Genomic DNA, 20,170 nt, shown 5'->3' with positions numbered 1-20,170 from the left:
TTCACGCCCCAGGCTTCTGCGCGACCACGAAGGTCCGGAGGAAGGGGAAGACGGTGCCGAACGGACCGCGCGGATACGCCTGCCGCAGGCGAGACCCGTACTCCGCCTCGAAGTCCGCCGTCTCGTCGGCGGACAGCCGATCGAGGACCGGCCGCAATCCGGTGCCGCGCACCCACTCCAGCACGGGATCGGGCCCCGGCAGCAGGTGCTGGTACTCGGTCCGCCAGGCCGCGACCCGCATTCCGGCGCCCAGCAGCAGTTCGAGGTACTCGGCCGGTTCGGCCACCGGACCGTCGTGTCGCAGCACTCCACCGAGTCGGTCGCGCCACCGCGGTGACTCGGCGACCTCGCGCATCAACCGGTGCGAGGGCGAGCCGAAGTTCGCGGGCACCTGGAAGGCGAGCCAGCCATCGGGTTCGAGCTCGGCCGTCCACCCAGCGAGCAACTCGCGGTGCGACGGCACCCATTGCAGCAGCGCGTTGCTCACCAGCACGTCGACCCCCGCGACGGAAAAGTCCTCCGCGTCGCCAAGCGCGAACTCGACGCGTCCGTGGTGGCGGCCGGCGAGGGCCTCGGCGATCATCTCCGGCGAGGAGTCGATGCCGAGCACCTCGGCGGTCGGCCACCGCTCGGCCAGCGTCGCGGTCAGCGTGCCCGGCCCACAGCCGAGGTCGACGACCCGGCGCGGGCCGACGGCCCCGACCTGCCCGACCAGATCGAAGAACGGCCGGCGTCGCTCGGCCCCGAACAGCGAGTACTGCGCCGGATCCCACTGCACGGCACCCGCTGACGGCGGCCAGGGCCCTCGGTCCGGATCGGGTCCGCCGGCGCTAATGGACGTGGTCCTGCCAGTCCGCGGGCACCCGGCCCGCCGGGCCCGGCACCGGCTGGTCGACCGGGTGGTGCCGCGGCGGGGCCAGCTCGGGTCCGTCGTACATCTGCTCGGTCTGGAAGTTCCAGAACCAGTCCTCGCCCGGCTCGAAGCTCTGGATGAACGGGTGCCCGGTCGCCGCCGCGTGCGCGGTCGCGTGCTGCCCCGGCGAGGTGTCGCAGCACCCGACGTGCCCGCACTGGGCACATCGGCGCAGGTGCACCCACCAACCCCCGCCCGCATCGCAGTCGGCGCAGCCCGGCCCACTCGGTGCGACGTCCGGATCGATCCCGGCAATCTCGGTCATCGTGATCCTCCCGTGCGTGCGACGGTTCGGTCCCTGGGGTCGAGTATGCCGCGAAGTCAGCGACGCGCGCGCCCCTTGGCGGCGAGCGCGTTGAGGACCGCCGCGGCCTGCTCGGCTCCGTCGACGGTGACGGTGAACCGCGAACCGTCACCTCGCGTGATACGCAACGCGGGCCCTGGCCGGACGATGAGCCCTGTGCCGTCGGGGCCCACCCGGTAGCCGAAACCACCGAACCTGTTCAGGATCCCGACCGCGGCGACGTCGGCCTCCGCGATCTCGTCGAGCGGGATGCGGGTCGGCCTGCCTGTGATCGGGGTCCGGGCCGACAGCCCGGTGGCGTCGACCGTGACCCGAACCGGCGCGAGCACCAGGGCCATCAGCGCGGCCGAGACCGCGGCGACCACCAGCACCAGGACGATCGAGCTCGATCCGAAGGCGACCAGCCCCAGCACCACCGCAACGGGGACCACACCGACCACGACGGCCAACCAGGGCGGCATCGCCGCCGACCCGGACCAGGCGACCTTCTCGCCGTCCGACAGCGCGATGCGCGGCGCGTCCTCGCGGGGCGGCCGGTGTGCGGTGGCGGGTCCAGGCGTTGGCGACGCCGCGTACCCGATCGCGGCCGCGACCAGGCCCGCCGCGGCGGGCACCGCGATCCACCAGCCACTCAACGAGGCCTCGGCGGCGTCCGCCAGGCCGCGCTGCGGGGCGAGCAGCGCGACAGGGAGGGCCGCCACGAATGCGCCGGTGCCCGACCCCACCGCGGCACCGACCCGAGCCGACCGCAGGTCCCGCCGGGTCAGCAGGAGCAGCAACAGGCACAGGCCGAGCGCGAACGCGAGGCCGAGCAGCGGCGACCACCGCGCGGCGCCCGCCGAGCCGAACCCGTCCGCCGTGCCGCCAGGGCCGAAGTGCACGGCCACCGGGTCCGGCAGCTCAGCGGACCACGCCCCGATCAGGGAGACCGCGCCCACAGCGGTGAGCGCGGGCGGCAGCACTGTTGCGGCGAGGGCCCGGAGCCAGCCGACCCTTGGGAATGAGTTCGAAGTGGTCATTGCATCTCCTTGTTGACGAGTGCGGTGAGTTCGGTGGCGCCCATGCCGATCCGACGAGCCTCCGCGACCAGTTCGCGGAGCGCCTCCTGAAGCCGGCCGCGGGTGGTCGCGTCGGCCGTGACCACCGCCCCGCGCCCACGCCGCAGCTCGATCAGGCCCTCGTCGCGCAGCAGTTGGTAGCCACGCAGCACGGTGTGGACATTGAGATCGAGCGAGGCCGCCAGGTCGCGGGCAACCGGGAGTCGCTCGCCCGGCGCCGCCTCGCCGACGGCGATGGCCCTGCGCACGCTCGAGGCGACCTGTTCGTAGAGCGGTTCCGCCGCGGTCTGGTCGATTCGTATCAGCACGCTTTGATTCTATTGTTCTAGTTCCAATAGAACAACTTGGACATGCGGGAGAGCACCTACGTGCGCGCTCACCGGGAAGGGGCGACGGACACTGCACGCTCGCCGTCGGCGCGGCGGGTCAGAACCGACCGCGCTCGATGTCCTCGATCTCGCCGTCGGTCAGCAATCGCTCCAGCTGTTCACCCGGCCAGGACTTGGGACGACCCTTCATCCGGGCCGATTCGAGGATCGGGACGGATTCATGCCGCACATGCTGGAGAACGACTGGGATCTTCACGACGGATCACTCCGGTGTCTGCCTGGTTCAAATACTGCGTGGATACCAATTTCATCGTCAATCATCCCCCCGGCATTACAGCGAAATCCACCCCTGATGGGCACCGATTTGCCGCGCAATACAACCGCCGCGACCTATGGGGCGGTTCGCAGGCGGCGATACCCTGGAAGCAGCTCCTATCGCCGGAAGATCCGGAGGTGGCCCGTGCGCGATCGATACGCCGCGCTGGCCCTCGCCCTGCTCGTCGCCGGCTGCGCGACCGCCACCGACACAACCTCCCAGGAGACCTCCGACGGGGCCACCTCCACCGCCAGCAGCGTGGTCGCGGCCGCCCCGCCCACCGTCGAGGTGACCGAGCTCCTGACCGGACTGAACAAACCGTGGGATGTCGCGGTCGCGCCGGACGGCACCATCCTGACCGGGCAGCGCGGCGGCGGCTTCGTGGCGCTGCGGCCCGACGGCTCGGTCACCAGGCCGACCGCCGATCTGTCCGACCTCTACGTCTCCAGGGAGACCGGACTGATGGGCATCGCTCTCGACCCCGGGTTCGAGAGCAACCGCCGGGTGTTCACCTGCCAGGGACATCGAGGCGACGGGCAAACCGACGTCCGACTGCTGTCCTGGACGGTGGATCCGGAGTGGACAGCACTGACCAGGACGGGCGTGGTGCTCGCCGGCCTGCCCAGCGCGGGCGGGCGGCACGCGGGCTGCCGGATCCTCCCCGCACCCGACGGCACCCTGTTCGTCGGCACCGGCGACGCCACCATTCCCACGACCCCGCAGGACCCGCACTCACTGGGAGGCAAGGTGCTGCACATCGACACCGACGGATCCCCCGCGGCCGGGAACCCCGATCCGGCCAGCCCCGTCTACACCCTCGGCCACCGCAACGTGCAGGGGCTCAGCTTCCGCCCCGGCAGCGGGCAGTTGTACTCGGTGGAGCAGGGAACCCACCGCGACGACGAGGTGAACGCGCTGGTGCCCGCGGGCAACTACGGTTGGAGACCCGACCTCGAACCGGGCCGGTACATCGAGGCCGTGCCGATGACCGACCCCGACCGGGTCCCCGGCGCCCGCGAGGCGGTGTGGAGCTCGGGAACCCCCACCCTCGCCACGGCCAGCGGATCGTTTCTCCTCGGCCCCGGCTGGGGCGACTGGTCGGGCGCGCTCGCGGTCGGGACGCAGCAGGGCGAGAAGGTCCTGCTGCTGGGGCTCACCCCGGACGGCATCGGGGTCGAGCGACAGGCCGCCCTGCTCGACGGTCGCTACGGCCGGATCCGCACGGTCAGCGGACAGCCCGACGGGACATTGCTCGTCACCACCGACAACGGCAGCGACGACGTCGTGCTCCGGCTGACTCCACGCCCCTGACCACGGTCCCGCCGAGATCGGGCCTTGACGAACGGCCGCGATCCGGCAAGATATCCGTAACGATGCGTAGCACTAATCCTCGTAGAACCGGAGAAACCCAGTGACGAACACCCTCGAAGCGAGCATCGAGATCGCCGCTCCCCCAGCCGCGGTGTGGGCCGTGGTCTCGGACCTCAAGCGGATGGGCGAGTGGAGCCCGCAATGCCGTCGGATGCACGTCTTCGGCGAGGTCTCCCACGGCACCAAGACGTTCAACCTGAACAAGAAGGGCCTGCTGGTCTGGCCGACCACCTCGAAGGTGGTCCGCTTCGAGCCGAACAAGGCGATCGCCTGGCGGGTCGTGGAGAACCACACCATCTGGACCTATGCGCTCGAGGTCACCGATTCCGGCACCCGCCTCACCGAGCGTCGCGAGGCGCCGACCGGCACCACCAAGATCTCGTCCTTCCTCGTCGACAAGATGATGGGCGGCACCGCCGACTTCGAGATCGACATGGTGGCCGGCATGAACACCACCCTCGCCCGGATCAAGTCGACCGTGGAAGCGGCGGCCACCTCGCGGGCCTGACCGTCAGCGTTCTTCCCCGAGAAGCGCCGCGACCGTTCGTTGGTCGCGGCGTTTCGCGTTCTCCGTGGCGGTCCGGCCGTCCGCGTCCTCGATCGCGGGGTCGGCGCCCGCCGCGAGCAGCTGCCCGATCACGTCGACGTAGCGGGCCGATCCGTCGCCGTAGACGACCGCCTCCTGGAGCGCGGTCCAGCCGGGTTCGTTGACGTGATTCACCGGCACGCCCGCCCCGATCAGCACCCGCACCGTCGAGACGTGTCCGTGCTCGGCCGCCGGGATCAGCGCGGTGCCGCCGAACCGGTTGGTGGCGGCCACGTCCGCGCCGTGCGCCAGCGTCAACGCCAGGATCTCGTCGTACCCCTCGGCCCCGGCGTACAGGAATGCCGAGTCCTCCATGTCGTCCTTCGCGTTCACATCGGCGCCCGCCGCCACGAGCACCCGGGCCGCGTTCACCGAGTTCGACTTCGCCGCGGCCACCAGCGGGGTCCGGCCGCCGTCCCCGCGCGCCTCCAACGCAGCGCCGCCCTCGATCGCCGCGCGGACCGCGTCGGCGTCATCCGCCCGGACGGCCGCGAACAGCGACCGCTCCAGCTCCGGGGTCGAGGCGGGCCTGATCTCGGGCGACGGAGCGGGCGCGGGTTCCGACGCGGGGACCCGAGTGGTGGCAGGCGTGGCGCCGACCGCCGGGTCCTGGCCGGCGCAGGCGGCACATGCGGCCACCGCCGCGGCGAGGACGACGACGGCCGACGCGCGCCTCATGTGGGCGTACACCGCTACCGCAGCGATCCGGCGATGGCCTCGAGACCGGCCGCGGCGCAGGCCTGATCGGCCATGCCGTCCGGGGCCCCGCCAACGCCGATGCCCGCGATGGACGCGTTGCCCGCCTTCACGGAGACGCCGCCGGGCAGGAACAGGGTGCCGTCGATGTCCGCGACGGTGGCGCCGTCACCCTTGGCGCGACCGGCCAGATCGCTGGTGTTGGCACCGAAAGCCGCTGCCGTGTAGCCCTTCTGGCGGGCCGCCTCGACGGTGTGCTGGGCGGCGTTGTCGCCGCGCAGCATCGCCTGCACGTTGCCGTTGCGGTCCACCACAGCCACGGTGACGAAACCGAGCCCGTCGGCCTGGCACTTCGCGAGTGCGGCCTGCGCGGCCGCGCCTGCGGTGCCGACGGTCAACCGGTTCGCGGTCGCCGTGCCCTTCGCGGCCTGGTCGCCTTCGGCAGGCGCCGCGACCGCCGCGGTGGTGACAGGAGCGGCCGACGCCGCCTTCTCGTCGATCCCGCTGCCGCAGGCCGCGGTGGCGAGGACCGCCGCCAGCGGGACAGTGACGGCGAGGGCCTTGGGCAGTCGGCGGGAGAGGTTCATCGTGGTGGGCCTTTCGGTAGTCGGGCTGATGGGTTCCAGCCTCGCCGCCGGGCCCACCCACCCGCATCGGGCCGACGTCTGTCTCCCGATCGGCCATCCGGGGCGAACAGATCATCCGAATGGCCGATCCGGCGGCGCTGCCCGCTCCGTAGGATCGACCCGATGTCCAGCCCTGTCAGCGCCCACGACGACCGGGTCCCGGCCGACCGGGACTTCCGCGGACCGATCGATGTCGCGATCCACGTCTCGTTCTACGTGCTCCTGGCGACCTCGACCGCCCGATACCTGACCTATCACGGCGTCAGCGGCCGGTTCGTCGTCGTCGCCGCCCTCATCGTCGCGCTGGCCGCGCTCTACACGGTGACCGTGGTCCTGTCCCGCCGGGCGGGCGCCTGGCAGCCCTGGGTGTGGCCGGTGCTGACCACCTGGGCAGCGCTGGTGTGGCTGGCCCCGAGCTTCGCGTGGTGCGCCTTCCCGATGTTCTTCCTCTGCACCCGCGCCTTCCCCCGGAGGCTGGCGTACCCGATCGTCGCGGCGCTGGCCGTGCTGACCAGCGTCGCCTTCTTCAACTTCAACGGCCGCACCGAGTGGGCCGTGCTGATCGGTCCGATCTGCATCGGCGCGCTCGTGGTGATCGCGTACGGCCAGGTCGAACGGGACAACCGGGAACGCGTCCGGCTGCTCGAGCAGGTGGCCGAAGCGAAGACGCGGCTCGCCGAGACCGAGCGCGCGGCGGGCGTGCTGTCCGAGCGCGAGCGGCTCGCCCGCGAAATCCACGACACCGTCACCCAGGGCCTGACCAGCAGCCTGCTGCACCTCGAGGCCGCGGACCTGGCCTGGGACCAGCCGCACTCACCCGCGCGGGAGGAGGTACGGACCGCGACCGCGTCGCTGCGCGAGAACCTCGCCGAGACCAGGAACCTGGTGCACTACCTCGCCTCCCCCAATCTCGAGACGCAGAGCCTGGACGCGGCGCTGCTCAGTGCCGCGCGCGGGCACTTCCCTGCGGCGCAGCTGCGGGTGGTCGGGGTGCCTGCCGCGCTGCCTGCCGAGGTCGGCCACGCGCTGCTGCGGATCACCCAGAGCGCGGTGTCGAACGTGTCCAGGCACGCGGACGCGCAGACTCTGGGGGTGACCCTGACCTACCTGCCCGGCGCCGTCGCCCTCGATGTGTTCGACGACGGCCGCGGCTTCGCGGCCGACGCCGTCGGCGACCATTCCCCGACCGGCGGGTTCGGCCTCCGCGCGATGCGGCAGCGGGTGCAGGCGCTCGGCGGCACGCTCACCGTCGAGAGCGCCCCCGGCGAGGGCACCGTCGTCGCCGCCCAGATCCCGTACGGAGGCGAGCGATGACCGCGACGACCGTGATGCTGGTCGACGACCACCTGGTGGTGCGGGCGGGGCTGCGGGCCCTGCTGGACTCGCAGCCCGACATCGAGGTGATCGGCGAGGCCGATTCCGGCGAGCAGGCCGTGGACATGGCCGTGGAGCTCGCCCCGCGGCTGGTGATGATGGATCTCGCGCTCGGCACAGGCATCGACGGTGTCGAGGCGATCCGCCGGATCCGCACCGCCTGCCCCACGCTGCCCGTGTTGGTGTTCACCACCTACGACACCGACGCCGACGTGGTCAGGGCCATCGACGCCGGCGCCATCGGCTACCTCCTCAAGGACTCGGCGCCGCAGGAGATCTTCGCCGCCATCCGTGGGGCGGTCGCCGGCCAGAGCGTGCTGTCGCCTCCGGTGGCATCGCGGTTGCTGCAACAGATGCGACGCCCCGACGAGGCGCTCACCGCACGCGAGGCCGAACTGCTCACCCTGCTCGCCGAGGGCCTGACCAACAAGGAACTCGGCAAGCGGCTGTTCATCAGCGAGGCCACCGTCAAGACGCACCTCGCGCACATCTACGCCAAGCTCGGGGTGGACACAAGGGCGGCGGCGGTCTCGGTCGCGTTGCGCCGGGACGGGATTCGCTGACGGCCCGCTGTCGGTGGCCCGGCCTACGGTCGTGCTCCCACCCGACGGAAGGCAGACGATGAGCGAAGCGGACCCGATCATGACCGGCATCATGGCCGCGCAGGAACTGGCGAACGGCGGTGATCGGGCCGGCGCCCGAGCGGCGTTCGCGACGTTGTGGGAACGGACCGGACCCGACGGGGACCCGCTGCACGTCGTCACGATCGCCCACTACATGGCCGACGTGCAGGACAAGCCGGCGGACGAGCTCGACTGGGACCTGCGCGCGCTCGAGGCGGCGGACTCCCTCACCGACGAGCGCGCCCAGCGACACCACTCGTCGCTGCAGGTGGCGGGCTTCTATCCATCGCTGCACCTGAACCTCGCCGCCGACTACGCCAAGCTGGGCGAGGACGACCGGGCACGGGCGCACCTCGAACGCGCGGAGGCGTGCGTCTCCACGCTGTCGGACGACGGCTACGGCGCGACCGTCCGCGGCGGCATCGCCCGGCTGCGGGAACGGCTCTCGCAGGCCGGGTGAGACAACCGGCGGCGGACCCGTTCACCCAGCTCAGCGGCGGCCGGGTCCCCCTTCCTGGCCCGTCTCGGCTAGCCTGTGGGTGCCCGAGCCCGGCCTCGCAGCCGCCCGGGTGCACGTTCTCGCCGGACAGCAAGACGAAACAGTAAGAGGAGCCCGTGGCCCGCCGCCCCATCCCGATTGGCACCCCGCAAACCACCGGTATCGCGCACGTCGCGGAACTGGTCCGCAACACGGTTCCGCCGCTGCATCCGGCCGGGATCCCGTTCGTCGTGGCGCCGCTGACGGTCGCGCTGCTCGGACGCAACCGCAAATGGGTCCGCCGCGCGGGTCTCGCGGCCGCGGGCGCAAGCGCAGCGTTCTTCCGCCACCCGCACCGGGTGCCGCCGAATCGCGCGAACGTCGTGGTCTCCCCCGCCGACGGCGAGGTCGCCCTCGTCGACACCGCCGTCCCGCCTGCCGAACTGAACATGGGCGATGTCCCGGTCCCCCGGGTGAGCATCTTCCTGTCCGTGCTGGACGTGCACGTGCAGCGCAGCCCCGTCGCGGGCGAGGTGCTCGCCGTGGTCCACAAGCCGGGCAAGTTCCTCTCCGCCGACCTCGCCGAGGCCAGTGACGCCAACGAGCGCAACTCGATGCTGCTGCGCACCGAGGCCGGTCACGAGATCGCCGTCGTGCAGATCGCCGGACTGCTGGCCCGCCGCATCGTGTGCGACGCCAAGGTCGGCGACCGGCTCCCTATCGGCGACACCTACGGCCTGATCCGGTTCGGGTCCCGGGTGGACACCTACTTCCCTCAGGGCACCACCTTGATGGTGGAGCGGGGCCAGCGCGCCATCGGCGCCGAAACCGTCCTCGCCCAGCTCCCGTGAACACGCCGAAGCGCACCGTCGCCGCGGCGGTGACGGCAAGGAGGACGGCCGCGTCCGGCCTGTTCCTGCTGCCGAGCACCATCACGATCCTGGCGCTGTGCGGCGGCCTGTCGGCGGTCAAGTTCGCTCTCGACGGCAAGCTCGGCATCGCCCTCGCGATGATCGGTGCGGCCGCGGTGCTGGACTCGTTGGACGGCCGGATCGCCCGACTGCTCGACGCCACCAGCAAGATCGGCGCCGAGCTCGACTCGCTGTCCGACGCCATCTCGTTCGGCGTCGCCCCGGCCCTGGTGCTGTACGTGACGCTGCTCGACGGCGGCAGCGCAGGCTGGATCATCGCGCTCGTCTACGCGGTGAGCATCGTGCTGCGGCTGGCCCGCTTCAACACCCTGCTCGACGACGACTCCGCACCCGCCTACGCGAGCGAGTTCTTCGTCGGCGTGCCCGCCCCGGCGGGTGCGCTGATCGCGCTGACCCCCTCGCCGCCTTCGTGCAGTGGGGCGAGGGCTGGTGGTCGTCCTTCTACGTGGTCGCAGTCTGGACCATCCTGTCCGCCGCGCTGATCGTCAGCCGGGTGCCCACCCTCGCGATGAAGACCTTCGCCGTGCCGAAGCGGATGGCCGCGGCACTGCTGGTGGTCGTCGCGCTGGTCGCGGCCGCCCTGGTCACCTACCCGTTCGTCCTGATGATCGTGCTGGTCTTCGCGTACCTCGTACACATCCCGTTCGCGGTCCGCTCCAAGCGCTGGGTCGCCGCGCGCCCCGAGGTGTGGGACGTCAAACCGGCCGAGCGACGGGCGATCCGGCGGGCACCAACGGGCGACCGCGGCCGGGTCTCGGCCGCGCGCCTCGGACTGCGCCGCCCCCGGTAGCCCGGCCGCGTCGTCGGCGTGACCGACGCCGACGACGCACCCTTTTTCGCCAGATCGCACAGCCGTTGCACACCCAACCGCTGTGCGATCTCGTCATTTCCGGTGCGAACCGGTCGGTACCTGCGCGGAGTCCGGCAGACCTGGGCTGCGCACTAGGCTGGTCCACGTGAACTCTCCGGAACTCGCGCTCACCGCCCGGTTGAACACCTCCGCCTCCGACGCCCGCCGCGGCGTGGTGCGACTGCACCCCGAGGCGCTGGCCGCGCTGGGGCTGCGCGAGTGGGACGGCATCGCCGTGATCGGCGCCAGGCGCACCGCCGCCGTGGTCGCGCTGGCGCCCGCCACCACTCCGACCGGCACCGCGCTGCTCGACGACGTCACCCTCTCCAACGCCGGGCTCAAAGAGAATGCGCGCGTGGTGCTCTCACCCGTGACGGTGTACGGCGCCAGGTCCGTCACCGTCAACGGATCGGCTCTCGCGACGGCGTCGATCCCCGACACCACGCTCCGGCAGGCCCTGCTCGGCAAGGTGCTCACCGTCGGCGACACGGTCTCGCTGCTCCCCGCGACCTCGGCCCCGGCACCAGCACCGCGGGCGCGACGCAATCGCTGGCGCGGACCTTCGGTGTCGCCTGGACCTCGGAATTGCTCACCGTGACATCCGTCGACCCCACGGGACCGGTGAGCGTGCAACCCAATTCGGCGGTCAGCTGGGGCAGCGACGGCTCCGTACCCGGTGCTGGCGCGGCGCCGTCCGTCGAGAGGCCCGCCGCACCGGCCCCGGTCCCGGCGCCCGCACCCGTTCCTGTGGCCGACCTGGTCGGCGTCGACGCCCAGGCCGCCAAGCTCAGCGAGTGGCTGAAGCTGGCACTGGACGAGCCGGAGTTGCTGCACACGCTCGGGGCGTCACCACATCTCGGCGTGCTCATCACCGGGCCCGGCGGGGTGGGCAAGGCGACGCTGGCGCGGGCGGTACTCGCCGAGCGCACCGTGGTCGCGCTGGACGGCCCCGGTATCGGCGCACTCGATTCGGCCACCCGACTGCAGCGGGTGTCGGACGCGGTTGCCCGCCTCACCGGCGCCGCGGCCGGGGAGCCGCACGAGCGCGGGGTGCTGCTCATCACCGACATCGACGCGCTGCTGCCCGCCGAGCCGGAACCGGTCTCCACGCTCATCCTCGACGAACTGCGGCGCGCGGTGGACACCCCGGGCTGCGCGTTCGTCGCGACCACCGCACATCCCGATTCGCTCGACGACCGGGTCCGCGGCCAAGACCTGTGCGACCGCGAACTCACCGTGGCGCTGCCCGACGGCAGGCTGCGCAGGGCGCTGCTCGAGCTGATGCTGCGCAAGGTCCCCACCACCGACCTCAAGCTCGATGAGATCGCCGCGCGGGCACCGGGTTTCGTCGCCTCCGACCTCGCCGCCCTGGTCCGGGAGGCGGCACTGCGGGCCGCGGCGCGGGCCAGCAGCAGCGGGGAGGACCCGAACCTGATGCAGGAGGACCTGGTCGGCGCCCTCGACGTGATCCGCCCGCTGTCGCGGTCGGGCACCGAGGAGTTGGCGATCGGCAGCGTCACCCTCGACGACGTCGGGGACATGGTCGAGACCAAGCAGGCCCTCACCGAGGCGGTGTTGTGGCCGCTGCAGCACCCGGACTCCTTTGCCCGCCTCGGGGTGGACCCGCCGCGCGGGGTGCTGCTGTACGGCCCGCCCGGGTGCGGCAAGACCTTCGTGGTCCGCGCCCTCGCCAGCTCCGGCCAGCTCAGCGTGCACGCGGTCAAGGGCGCCGAGCTGATGGACAAGTGGGTGGGAGCGTCGGAGAAGGCGGTGCGTGAGCTGTTCCAGCGCGCCCGCGACTCGGCCCCCTCGCTGATCTTCCTCGACGAGGTGGACGCGCTTGCCCCGCGCCGCGGACAGAGCTCCGACTCCGGTGTCACCGACCGGGTGGTGGCCTCGCTGCTCACCGAACTCGACGGTGTCGAACCGCTGCGCGACGTGGTGGTGCTCGCCGCGACCAACCGGCCGGACCTGATCGACCCGGCGCTGCTGCGCCCCGGCCGGATCGAGCGGCTGGTGTTCGTGCCGCCGCCGGACGCCGAGGCGCGCAAGCAGATTCTGAAGACCGCAGGGAAGTCGATCCCGCTCGAGGCGGACGTCGACCTCGATGCGCTGGCCGAGGATCTCGACGGGTATTCGGCGGCGGACTGCGCGGCGCTGCTGCGGGAGGCGGCGCTGGCCGCCATGCGTCGCAGCGTGGACGCGGCGGACGTGACCGCGGCAGACGTCGCCGCGGCGAGGAAGGCGGTCCGGCCCTCCCTGGACCCCGAGCAGGTGGCACACCTCGCGGCGTACGCCGAGAATCGTTGAGGCTACCGGCCGGGTGGCCACGGGACTAGCATCCGTGAGCATGCCGAGCCGCCGCCCGTTCCGCCCGCTCGCCCGCGCCTGCACCACACTGCTCGTGCTCGTCGGAGCCGTCGCACTGGCGACTCCGCACGCCTCGGCCGCACCGCCGCAGGAGTCGGCGACCACCTGGCTGTGCAGGCCCGGCCAGACCGACGACCCGTGCGGCGGACGATCCGGCGCGCCGATCGACTGCTTCTACGTGTATCCCACCGCGTCGCTGCAACAGTCCGTGAACGCGAACCTCGACGCCTCACCCGAGCTGCGCACGGTCGCCCGCATGCAGGCGGAGCCGTTCGGTGAGAAGTGCAACGTGTGGGCTCCGGTGTACCGGCAGGTCACCCTGCGCGCGCTGTTCACAGGGACGGCTCAGGAGCGCAGCGCCGCGCTCGATGTCGCGTACGACGACGTGGAGCGCGCGTGGGACGACTACCTGGCTCATCACAACAACGGCCGCGGGGTGGTGCTGATGGGTCACTCGCAGGGCACCCGAATGCTGCGGATGCTGATCCACAACCGCATCGACGGGAAACCCGTCCAGTCACAGCTGGTCTCGGCACTGCTGCTCGGCGGTGATGTGCTCGTCCGCAAGGGCGCGACCGCCGGCGGCGACTTCGACTCGGTGCCCGCCTGCACCGAGCCCGGCCAGACCGGGTGCGTCATCGCGTATTCGGCGTTCTCGCGGACACCGCCGCCCGACACCCGCTACGGACTCTCGCCGCGCAACACCGGGACGTCGGGCACCCGTGCGAATCTGCCGGTCGGCCCCGAATACGAGGTGCTGTGCACCAATCCGGCCTCGCTGCACGACAACGCCGATGCCCCGATCCGGGGCGTGGTCGCCGGGCGCCCGGTGGATGCCTACAGCGCCCGGTGCACCGACGGCGACGGACCGCACGTGCTGATGGTCGAGGGCCGGGGCGCCGCCCTGCTGCCCGCACTCCCGACGGAGAACTGGGGTCTGCACCTGCTCGACGTGAACATCGCGCAGCGGGACCTGGTCGACCTCGTCGGCGCCCAGAGCGCCGTCTACACGCGCTGACGCGCTGCGCGTCGCGATGCGCTCACGGTGGTCCGCATGGATACTCGAATGACCGGCGAGCGACACCAACCATGAAGAGAGCGAATGGCACCCATGGAGAATCCGTCTCAGCTGATAGATGCGAGGATCGAGGAGCTCGGTGACTGGCGGGGCGAGATGCTCGCTCACATCCGAACTCTCATCAAGAAGGCCGACCCGGATGTTGTCGAGGAATGGAAGTGGCGAGGGGTTCCGGTCTGGTACCACGCCGGAATGATCTGCACCGGTGAGACATACAAGAAGATCGTCAAGGTGACCTTCACCAAGGGAGCCTCACTGGACGACCCGTCGGGCCTGTTCAACACCGGCCTCGACGGCAACACCAGGCGGGCCATCGACATCCATGAGGGCGACACGATCGACGACAAGGCGTTCATCGCGCTCATTCACGAGGCCGTGGCACTGAACACGGCCTAGGCCGGCGAACACCCGGGCGTCGGACGGTTGCTCGCGTACCTGTCCGACGCCCGGTGTCGTTGACGGGACTACCCCGCCGAGGAGACGCGAGCTAGATCCAGCGGGCGAGGAGCTGGTTGGCACGCACCGCCAGCGCGGCCTGCAGCAGCGGGCCGAAGCTGACCCGGCCGACCCCGAGCGAGGCGTAGCTGGCCTTCTCGCCGCGCACCGGATCGGCGATCGCGTTGACCGGCAACGGCAGTTCCGAGGTCAGCCGCTGGTACACCTCGTCGCTGTGGAACCCGACCGGGTACAGCGAGTCGGCGCCCGCCTCCGCGGCCAGCTTCAGCCGCGCGATCGCGCGCTCGACGCGATCGGACTCGTCGCCGACCTGCTTGATGAACAGGTCGGTCCTGGCGTTCACGACGATGTGCACCCCGGCAGCGTCCGCGGCCCGGCGCAGACCACCGACGAAGTCCGCGTGCTCCTGCGCCTCGCGCAGCCTGCCGCCCTCGCTGTGCACGGTGTCCTCGATGTTGAGCCCGACGGCGCCCACCTCGATCAGCCCGGCGATCAATCGTTCGGGGTCTGCCCGTACCCGGACTCGATGTCGACCGAGACCGGAACGTCGACGGCGGCGGTGATCTGCGCGACGCGGGTCAGCAACTCCTCGAAGCTCATGCCCTCGTTGTCGGGCTTGCCGATCGAGTCCGCCACCGGGTGACTGCCCACCGTCAGCGCCGCAAACCCGCCCTCCGCGGCCAGGTTTGCCGACCAGGCGTCCCACACCGTAGGCAGGATCACGGGATTGCCGGGCTGATGCAGCTGCAGCAGGGTGGTCGCCTTGTCGTTGATCGAAGTCATGCGCGCTCCTCGCGTCGTAGTCGGTCGTCACGATCCTGGCATGCGGGGACCACGATCGCCCGGTTGCCGCCGCGGCGGGGCGCGGTCGGTTAGCGTCGAAAAATGCCCGTCGAACCCCGCGAAGTCCTTTCGGCCCTGACCGCCCTGTTCGGCGGGGTGCTGGCCGCGTTCGTGCTGACCAATCCACCGGGCGGCGGCTGGGCGGTCTACACGTCCGATCGCGAGCTGAGCCGCTGGGTCTCCAGCCAGCCGACCGGGGTCGCGGTGGGAGCCGTCATCGCGGTGCTCGCGTACGCCCTGCTGCAGCGCAAGGGATCCCGTCGGATCGCCTGGATCGCGATCGCAATTGCGACGGTCCTTCTGATCGGCGCGCGCCTGGCGGTCCCCGGCGTCGGCGGCATCGACGCGCTGATCGCCCTGCACTACCTCAAGACTGTGGCCGGGGCGTGATCCTCGGCGCGGCGGTGGCGACGGTGTGGGGACGGCGGGCCGGGCAGCTCGCGCTGACCCTCGGCGTGCTCGCCACATTCCTCACCGCCCGCGCCTTCGAGCTGGTGTTCCCTGCGCAGACCACCTCGACGATCGGCGAACCGTCCTGGTGGCTGCTCGGACCGACGCTGGTGCTGGCCGCGGCTGCCGCGGCACTTGCCGACGGCTCCACCAGGATCCAGCGCGCTACCGGGCGCGAACTGCGCCTCGCGGTCACGGCCGCGGCGTCGATCGCGCTGGCCAACCGCGCCCTGCTGTATTGGATCGACCGGCAGGACTACACGTCTCGGGTCAGCTCGTGGATCGTCATCGGGCTCTCCATGGTGCTGGTCCTGGTGCTCACCTGGTTCGCCGCGCAGACGATCGAGGTCGCAGGCGGCCGATTCCTGTTGGCCACAACGGGCGTCGCGGCGGCCTCGATGCCGGTGCTGGTGGATCTCGGAGGACCGTTCCCCGGCATCGAGCACTGGCAGGCGGTGCTCGTCGGCGCGGTCGCGGTCGCGGTCGGCCTGCGGGTGTCGATGACGTGGCGGTCGACGATCGGAGGCCTGTTCGTGGTCGCCGCGATCCCGATGGTCGGCGCGATCTGGCCCGATCTCGGCCAGGACGGCCCGATGCTGCTGGTGCGGCTGGCCGTGCTCGGCGTGGGTGCGGGGCTGGCGTTCGGGTCGTCGCTGCCCGGCACCGCGGCCTTCGCCGCGGTCGGGCTGGGGATTCCGTTCGTGTCCATGGTCTTTCACTCGGCCGCCACCGTCTTCACTGGCGTGGTCGGGTATGGCGGTTCGTTTTATGGTGGGTATGCGCCCCTCACCAGCAATCCGATGACCGGGGCGCTCGGGCCGACACTGGCGGTCCGGCCCGATCCGACATTCACCGGCGCTGGTTTCGTCGACATCCCGGCCTACGACGACCGGGTCGCGGGTATCGCCCTGCTGATCGCGGTGTTGGCCTGCGCGGTCGGCATCCGCACTCTGGCCCGTCCGACGGCCACCCCCGAGCCGGATCCCGCGTGAACAGGCGCTGGGTCACCGTCCTCGATTCCGCCGCGGCCTTTCTCGTCGCCACGACCGCCGGTTGGGCCCTGATCGCACCGGTGGCCGAGCAGTCCGGCATCGCCGGGAGCGAGAGCCAGCTCCGACTGGTTCTGACCAGTCGGCCGCTGGCCGCCACCCTGGGCGTGGTGCTCGCGGTCGCGGTCGCGGGGGCCATGGCACGCCGCGGCTCCCGAGCAGGCGCCTATCTGGTTGCGGTCTCCGGACTCACGGTGCTTGGCCTCGGCGCCCTCGTGAATGTCCATGTACATCACCTGGAGTCGGGGATAGCGCTGATCTATCTGGCCGGAATCGGTGCGGGGCTGGCGATGGGCGGCGCGGCCACGGTGGCAGCCGACAGGTACACGGCTGTCGCGCTCGCCGCGGGCGCGTTCGCGGCATTCATGCTCGCCTACCCAGCCGCGCACCCGACGGTGGAGTCCAGTTCATTCGGCTGGACGGCCTACAGCCTCCCCATCAGCGAGGCAGCCATGTTCACCGATCCACCGTGGTGGCTGTTGCTGCCCGCGCTCGGGTGCTGCGTGGCGGGCGCCGTGCTCGCGAGGGGTTCCGCGACAGAGCCTGCGGGCTCGTCGCGGCGTCCGCTCTACGCCGTCGCGATCGTCGTCGTCACCGGTGTGGCGAGCAACGCCGTCCTCGCCGAGCACCGCAACGACTGGTCCGTCGCGGCTCCGATGCTCGCGCTGCTGCTGGTGGCGATCGTCATCGCCGCGTTTCTGCTCGACGGCCGTGACGGGGTGTTCCTGCTGACCGCCACCGCGGTGCTTGCCGCGTCCGCACCCCTCCTGGTGGCGACCGGCCCCGACCCGATCTGGATCGCAATCCTCCTGACGCTGCTCGTCGCGGGCGCCGCCGTCGGAAGTCGCTGGGCGAAACCGACTCTCGGGCTCGTATTGCTCGCGGTCAACGCCGCGGCCGGGCTGGCCGGACTAAACGACGCCTGGGCGGTCGAGGGGATCCGGTACCTCGCGCTGGCGCCGATCGCCGGCTATGCGCTCGCCTCGGCCGTGCCCCGGTGTGCGGCGTCGATCCCGGTCGGCCTGTCCGTCCTGTTCGTCCCGAGCGCGCTGACCATCGCCGGGCAGGGCGAGGGCAATTGGCACTGGGACACGCTGTCCGTGTTCGACGATCTTCCGCGTGGGATATTCGAGCCGATGCCGCCCGACCCCTTCGCCCTCAGCCTCGCGATGACGCTGGTGATTCTCGGTTGCGCCGAGGCCGTCCACCGGCTCCGGCAGCGGGACCCGTCACCCTCGCCCTAGCAGCATGCTCCCCGCCATCAGCGGGGAGCATGCTGCGCACTCGCCACCGCGAGGCCATGTTCGGGCGATCGCGGCGACGGGCCCCCGCGAACCGGCCTTCCCTCAGACCTTCATCCAGCCCCTGCGCCGCATCACGAGGTACAGGGTGGCGCAGATGATCGCGAGCACGCCGACGAAGACGGGCCATCCGTACAGCCACCTGGTTTCCGGCATTCCGCCGAAGTCGCTGAAGTTCGCGGCGTAGATCCCGCCGAACGAGATGGGCACGAGGCCCACCGCGAGCCACCCGGAGACCACCCGCTGGCGCCTTGTCTCCATGACCAGGTCCACCGATTTACGGTGCAGCCGCGAGAGCCCCACCCGATAGTCGCGGACACCCGCGAGAAAGGCGCGCAGTTCCTCGGCGCTGTGCTGTTCCAGGTCGCGGGCGCTCAGCCCGCGCAGATTGGCTGGGATGTGTTGCGTGGTCATGCGTTTCCTCCTTCCGTGCTCGACAACCGGCTCACAGCCAGCCCTTGCGGCGCATCCCGAAGTAGGTGGCCAGCGCGCTGGTCGCCAGAACGCAGAGGAAGATCGGCCAGCCGTAATAGAACTTGAGCTCGGGCATGTGCTCGAAGTTCGAGCCGTACAGCGACCCGAGCGCACCGGGCACCACTGCGACCGCGGTCCACGCGGTCACCCGGCGGGTCTGCTCGGTGACCTTCAGCTGGTCCTGAGTGATATCGCAGATTTCCTCCATCTCCGTGTTCAGTCCGCGCAACTCAGTGGTGATGTCGCGCAGCAGCTCCACGTTCTTGGCGCTCGGCGCCATCGGGTCGGCAGTCGGCTGCGCGTAGTCGTTGGTCGGCATCGTGCTGCTCATAGGTAATCCTTCTTTTCGCGGCATGCCGAAGGGCAATGCGGTGCGCGGCAGGATCAGCGCGCGGGCATCCCCCGGTCCATGCCTCGATGGGAACGTGTTCGCTGAAGTCAGGCGGTACGGCACGCGTCAAGGCCGCACGGCCCGGCGGTCGAGGGTGAGCAAAAGCCCAGGCACGACCGCGTGGCGGTGTCGCGAGGAGCGTGGTCTAGAAAAAGCTAGGGAGGCGCGTGCACCGCGCAACCGATCGGCGAATGCACAAGGTCCGGAGGATGGGCCTGTACACGCGAGTCGCCACGCCGCGGGGCGTCCGACGGTGCCGTCACGCGGCACCGCGGCGTTGCTACCGGGCGTCGAGCGGGATCGGTAACGGAACCGGTGACGTATGCGCCTCAGATCTGAGACCAGGCACGCCTACCACCTCCCGCAAGTTCGGGCACGGGCTCGGCACGCGCCGCAGATATGTTAAACGGTGAGCAAAGCAATGCCAAAATCAGCATCTCGCACAGCATGTCCGATTCACGATCATCACAGCTCAGCCGCCCTCGGAGCCGCAGCGGGCCCCCTCGACAAACGAGCCGTGGGTGCTGGGCGCGGCAATCGACGGCCCGGCCTGCCCGCTCAGCCGCGGGCGCGGGCGGTCTTGGCCATCTCGACCTGCTCGTCGGTCAGCGGCGCCAGCGGCAGCGGGTCGCGCGTGGCCCCTTCGGCGCGCATGCCGTCGAGTACCAGCGAGAGGTAGCGGCGCCAGGTCTCGGGCGAGACCGGCCGGTTGAAGTCGATGACCGCGTCGAGCATGCAGCTGACCGCAAACAGGTCGTTGACCTGGATCTCGGGGCGCAGCGTCCCCGCTTCCTTCGCCCGGTCGACGAGCTGCTGGATCGCCGGTGTGATCCGCTGCCGCGCGCACGCGACCTGCTCGCGGCCCTCATCGTTGGTGAAGAAGACATCGCCGAGGCCCCTGCTCAACGACATCCATTCGCTGGTGAGCCCGATGAAGTCGACCAGCGCGGCCCAGGGGTCCTCGCGCCGCAGCGCCGACTCGGCCGCCTCGGCGATCTGGTCCATGCTCTGCTCGAAGACGCCGTCGACCAATTCCTGCTTGCAGGTGAAGCGCCGATAGACGGTGCCGACACCGACCTTGGCGTGCCGCGCGACGTCGTCGAGGGTGATGTCGATGCCGCGGCTCGCGAACAGTTCCATCGCGGCGTCGAGGATCTTGCGTCGATTGCGTTCGGCGTCGGCGCGCAATGGTCGTGCTGCTGGGGCGGTACTCACAATCGTCGATTCTGCCATTCCCGAAATCTGCCATCAGGGGATTTGTCGTAGCCGGAAAACTAAGTGGAGACAACTCCTCCGCTTAGT

General features: G+C 71.0%; 21 protein-coding genes and 3 pseudogenes. 13 read left to right on the top strand and 11 right to left on the bottom strand.

The features are described from left to right. Window position 1: 1 nt before the first annotated feature. The 5 genes from BTZ20_RS04685 to BTZ20_RS27100 all read right to left on the bottom strand — a co-directional run bounded on the left by BTZ20_RS04685 (window position 2) and on the right by BTZ20_RS27100 (window position 2,860). Window positions 2-778: a methyltransferase domain-containing protein gene (locus tag BTZ20_RS04685; RefSeq protein ID WP_077040565.1), complete on the bottom strand. Its 777-nt coding sequence runs from the start codon at window positions 776-778 to the stop codon at window positions 2-4. Window positions 779-830: 52 nt separating this feature from the next. After that, window positions 831-1,178 carry a UBP-type zinc finger domain-containing protein gene (locus BTZ20_RS26585; RefSeq protein WP_077040564.1) on the bottom strand — a complete coding sequence of 116 codons (348 nt, stop codon included), beginning with the start codon at window positions 1,176-1,178 and terminating at the stop codon, window positions 831-833. A gap of 56 nt (window positions 1,179-1,234) precedes the next feature. Further along, window positions 1,235-2,236: a DUF1648 domain-containing protein gene (locus tag BTZ20_RS04675; protein ID WP_077040563.1), complete on the bottom strand. Its 1,002-nt coding sequence runs from the start codon at window positions 2,234-2,236 to the stop codon at window positions 1,235-1,237. Further along, the gene (locus BTZ20_RS04670) at window positions 2,233-2,583 is read right to left on the bottom strand and encodes a GntR family transcriptional regulator (RefSeq protein WP_077040562.1); all 351 of its coding nucleotides are present in this window, start codon (window positions 2,581-2,583) and stop codon (window positions 2,233-2,235) included. Before BTZ20_RS04670 ends, BTZ20_RS04675 begins: the two co-directional genes overlap by 4 nt. Window positions 2,584-2,701: 118 nt before the next feature. Next, the gene (locus BTZ20_RS27100) at window positions 2,702-2,860 is read right to left on the bottom strand and encodes a hypothetical protein (RefSeq protein WP_189636711.1); all 159 of its coding nucleotides are present in this window, start codon (window positions 2,858-2,860) and stop codon (window positions 2,702-2,704) included. Window positions 2,861-3,064: 204 nt separating this feature from the next. On the opposite strand from BTZ20_RS27100, the gene BTZ20_RS04665 reads away from it, so the two are divergent. Both BTZ20_RS04665 and BTZ20_RS04660 read left to right on the top strand, forming a co-directional pair. Continuing rightward, window positions 3,065-4,231, top strand: coding sequence for a PQQ-dependent sugar dehydrogenase (locus tag BTZ20_RS04665; protein WP_077040561.1), 1,167 nt, complete (start codon window positions 3,065-3,067; stop codon window positions 4,229-4,231). Between the two features lie 100 nt (window positions 4,232-4,331). Then, a complete protein-coding gene (locus tag BTZ20_RS04660; RefSeq protein WP_077040560.1) occupies window positions 4,332-4,799 on the top strand; it encodes an SRPBCC family protein in 468 nt (155 codons plus the stop codon). A 3-nt stretch (window positions 4,800-4,802) separates the two neighbouring features. Here the strand turns inward: BTZ20_RS04660 and BTZ20_RS04655 are convergent, their stop codons facing one another. Then, a complete protein-coding gene (locus BTZ20_RS04655; RefSeq protein WP_077043482.1) occupies window positions 4,803-5,555 on the bottom strand; it encodes an ankyrin repeat domain-containing protein in 753 nt (250 codons plus the stop codon). Between the two features lie 14 nt (window positions 5,556-5,569). Next, complete coding sequence (locus BTZ20_RS04650; RefSeq protein ID WP_077040559.1) at window positions 5,570-6,160, bottom strand: GlcG/HbpS family heme-binding protein; 591 nt, start codon at window positions 6,158-6,160, stop codon at window positions 5,570-5,572. Between the two features lie 162 nt (window positions 6,161-6,322). Between BTZ20_RS04650 and BTZ20_RS04645 the strand changes: the two genes are divergently transcribed. From BTZ20_RS04645 to BTZ20_RS04610, 8 genes and pseudogenes are all read left to right on the top strand, one after another. Beyond that, on the top strand, window positions 6,323-7,513 hold the full coding sequence (locus tag BTZ20_RS04645; protein ID WP_077040558.1) for a sensor histidine kinase: 1,191 nt from the start codon (window positions 6,323-6,325) through the stop codon (window positions 7,511-7,513). Beyond that, on the top strand, window positions 7,510-8,136 hold the full coding sequence (locus BTZ20_RS04640; protein WP_077040557.1) for a response regulator: 627 nt from the start codon (window positions 7,510-7,512) through the stop codon (window positions 8,134-8,136). The genes BTZ20_RS04645 and BTZ20_RS04640 overlap by 4 nt, the downstream gene beginning before the upstream one ends. Window positions 8,137-8,194: 58 nt before the next feature. Further along, a complete protein-coding gene (locus BTZ20_RS04635) occupies window positions 8,195-8,656 on the top strand; it encodes a hypothetical protein (protein WP_189636592.1) in 462 nt (153 codons plus the stop codon). Window positions 8,657-8,811: 155 nt separating this feature from the next. Continuing rightward, on the top strand, window positions 8,812-9,525 hold the full coding sequence (locus tag BTZ20_RS04630) for a phosphatidylserine decarboxylase (RefSeq protein ID WP_077040556.1): 714 nt from the start codon (window positions 8,812-8,814) through the stop codon (window positions 9,523-9,525). 59 nt (window positions 9,526-9,584) lie between these two features. After that, window positions 9,585-10,396 (top strand): annotated as a pseudogene (locus BTZ20_RS04625) (CDP-alcohol phosphatidyltransferase family protein). A gap of 166 nt (window positions 10,397-10,562) precedes the next feature. Continuing rightward, window positions 10,563-12,766: pseudogene (locus BTZ20_RS04620) on the top strand (AAA family ATPase). A 40-nt stretch (window positions 12,767-12,806) separates the two neighbouring features. Next, window positions 12,807-13,844: a DUF3089 domain-containing protein gene (locus BTZ20_RS04615; protein WP_077040555.1), complete on the top strand. Its 1,038-nt coding sequence runs from the start codon at window positions 12,807-12,809 to the stop codon at window positions 13,842-13,844. 84 nt (window positions 13,845-13,928) lie between these two features. Beyond that, on the top strand, window positions 13,929-14,300 hold the full coding sequence (locus BTZ20_RS04610; protein ID WP_077040554.1) for a DUF1801 domain-containing protein: 372 nt from the start codon (window positions 13,929-13,931) through the stop codon (window positions 14,298-14,300). A 91-nt stretch (window positions 14,301-14,391) separates the two neighbouring features. Here the strand turns inward: BTZ20_RS04610 and BTZ20_RS04605 are convergent. Beyond that, a pseudogene (locus tag BTZ20_RS04605) lies at window positions 14,392-15,143 on the bottom strand (isocitrate lyase/phosphoenolpyruvate mutase family protein). Between the two features lie 102 nt (window positions 15,144-15,245). Between BTZ20_RS04605 and BTZ20_RS04600 the strand changes: the two are divergent. Genes BTZ20_RS04600 through BTZ20_RS04590 form a run of 3 tightly spaced genes read left to right on the top strand, consistent with a single transcriptional unit; the run spans window position 15,246 to window position 17,946 of the window. Further along, complete coding sequence (locus BTZ20_RS04600; protein WP_077040553.1) at window positions 15,246-15,593, top strand: hypothetical protein; 348 nt, start codon at window positions 15,246-15,248, stop codon at window positions 15,591-15,593. Then, complete coding sequence (locus BTZ20_RS04595) at window positions 15,590-16,645, top strand: hypothetical protein (RefSeq protein ID WP_077040552.1); 1,056 nt, start codon at window positions 15,590-15,592, stop codon at window positions 16,643-16,645. The genes BTZ20_RS04600 and BTZ20_RS04595 overlap by 4 nt, the downstream gene beginning before the upstream one ends. Further along, window positions 16,642-17,946, top strand: coding sequence for a DUF3488 domain-containing protein (locus BTZ20_RS04590; protein WP_077040551.1), 1,305 nt, complete (start codon window positions 16,642-16,644; stop codon window positions 17,944-17,946). The genes BTZ20_RS04595 and BTZ20_RS04590 overlap by 4 nt, the downstream gene beginning before the upstream one ends. 102 nt (window positions 17,947-18,048) lie before the next feature. Here the strand turns inward: BTZ20_RS04590 and BTZ20_RS04585 are convergent, their stop codons facing one another. The 3 genes from BTZ20_RS04585 to BTZ20_RS04575 all read right to left on the bottom strand — a co-directional run bounded on the left by BTZ20_RS04585 (window position 18,049) and on the right by BTZ20_RS04575 (window position 20,083). Then, window positions 18,049-18,417 carry a hypothetical protein gene (locus BTZ20_RS04585; RefSeq protein WP_077040550.1) on the bottom strand — a complete coding sequence of 123 codons (369 nt, stop codon included), beginning with the start codon at window positions 18,415-18,417 and terminating at the stop codon, window positions 18,049-18,051. A 31-nt stretch (window positions 18,418-18,448) separates the two neighbouring features. Further along, window positions 18,449-18,808, bottom strand: coding sequence for a CorA family divalent cation transporter (locus BTZ20_RS04580; protein WP_077040549.1), 360 nt, complete (start codon window positions 18,806-18,808; stop codon window positions 18,449-18,451). 618 nt (window positions 18,809-19,426) lie between these two features. After that, complete coding sequence (locus BTZ20_RS04575) at window positions 19,427-20,083, bottom strand: TetR/AcrR family transcriptional regulator (RefSeq protein WP_223263631.1); 657 nt, start codon at window positions 20,081-20,083, stop codon at window positions 19,427-19,429. Between the last annotated feature and the right edge of the window lie 87 nt (window positions 20,084-20,170).

The sequence above is a fragment of the Rhodococcus sp. MTM3W5.2 genome (assembly GCF_001984015.1).
In the GTDB taxonomy this organism is placed as follows: Bacteria; Actinomycetota; Actinomycetes; order Mycobacteriales; family Mycobacteriaceae; genus Rhodococcus_G; species Rhodococcus_G oryzae.
Note: the sequence above shows the minus strand (reverse complement) of the source record. Positions and strands in the feature narration are given on the sequence as shown.

Excerpts from the sequence above, each read along its gene's own strand:
- BTZ20_RS04610 (WP_077040554.1), top strand. The coding sequence starts at position 13,929 with ATGGCACCCATGGAGAATCCGTCTCAGCTGATAGATGCGAGGATCGAG.
- BTZ20_RS04585 (WP_077040550.1), bottom strand. The coding sequence starts at position 18,417 with ATGACCACGCAACACATCCCAGCCAATCTGCGCGGGCTGAGCGCCCGC.
- BTZ20_RS04580 (WP_077040549.1), bottom strand. The coding sequence starts at position 18,808 with ATGAGCAGCACGATGCCGACCAACGACTACGCGCAGCCGACTGCCGAC.
- BTZ20_RS26585 (WP_077040564.1), bottom strand. The coding sequence starts at position 1,178 with ATGACCGAGATTGCCGGGATCGATCCGGACGTCGCACCGAGTGGGCCG.
- BTZ20_RS04675 (WP_077040563.1), bottom strand. The coding sequence starts at position 2,236 with ATGACCACTTCGAACTCATTCCCAAGGGTCGGCTGGCTCCGGGCCCTC.
- BTZ20_RS04655 (WP_077043482.1), bottom strand. The coding sequence starts at position 5,555 with ATGAGGCGCGCGTCGGCCGTCGTCGTCCTCGCCGCGGCGGTGGCCGCA.
- BTZ20_RS04635 (WP_189636592.1), top strand. The coding sequence starts at position 8,195 with ATGAGCGAAGCGGACCCGATCATGACCGGCATCATGGCCGCGCAGGAA.
- BTZ20_RS04640 (WP_077040557.1), top strand. The coding sequence starts at position 7,510 with ATGACCGCGACGACCGTGATGCTGGTCGACGACCACCTGGTGGTGCGG.
- BTZ20_RS04650 (WP_077040559.1), bottom strand. The coding sequence starts at position 6,160 with ATGAACCTCTCCCGCCGACTGCCCAAGGCCCTCGCCGTCACTGTCCCG.
- BTZ20_RS04615 (WP_077040555.1), top strand. The coding sequence starts at position 12,807 with ATGCCGAGCCGCCGCCCGTTCCGCCCGCTCGCCCGCGCCTGCACCACA.
- BTZ20_RS04645 (WP_077040558.1), top strand. The coding sequence starts at position 6,323 with ATGTCCAGCCCTGTCAGCGCCCACGACGACCGGGTCCCGGCCGACCGG.
- BTZ20_RS04600 (WP_077040553.1), top strand. The coding sequence starts at position 15,246 with ATGCCCGTCGAACCCCGCGAAGTCCTTTCGGCCCTGACCGCCCTGTTC.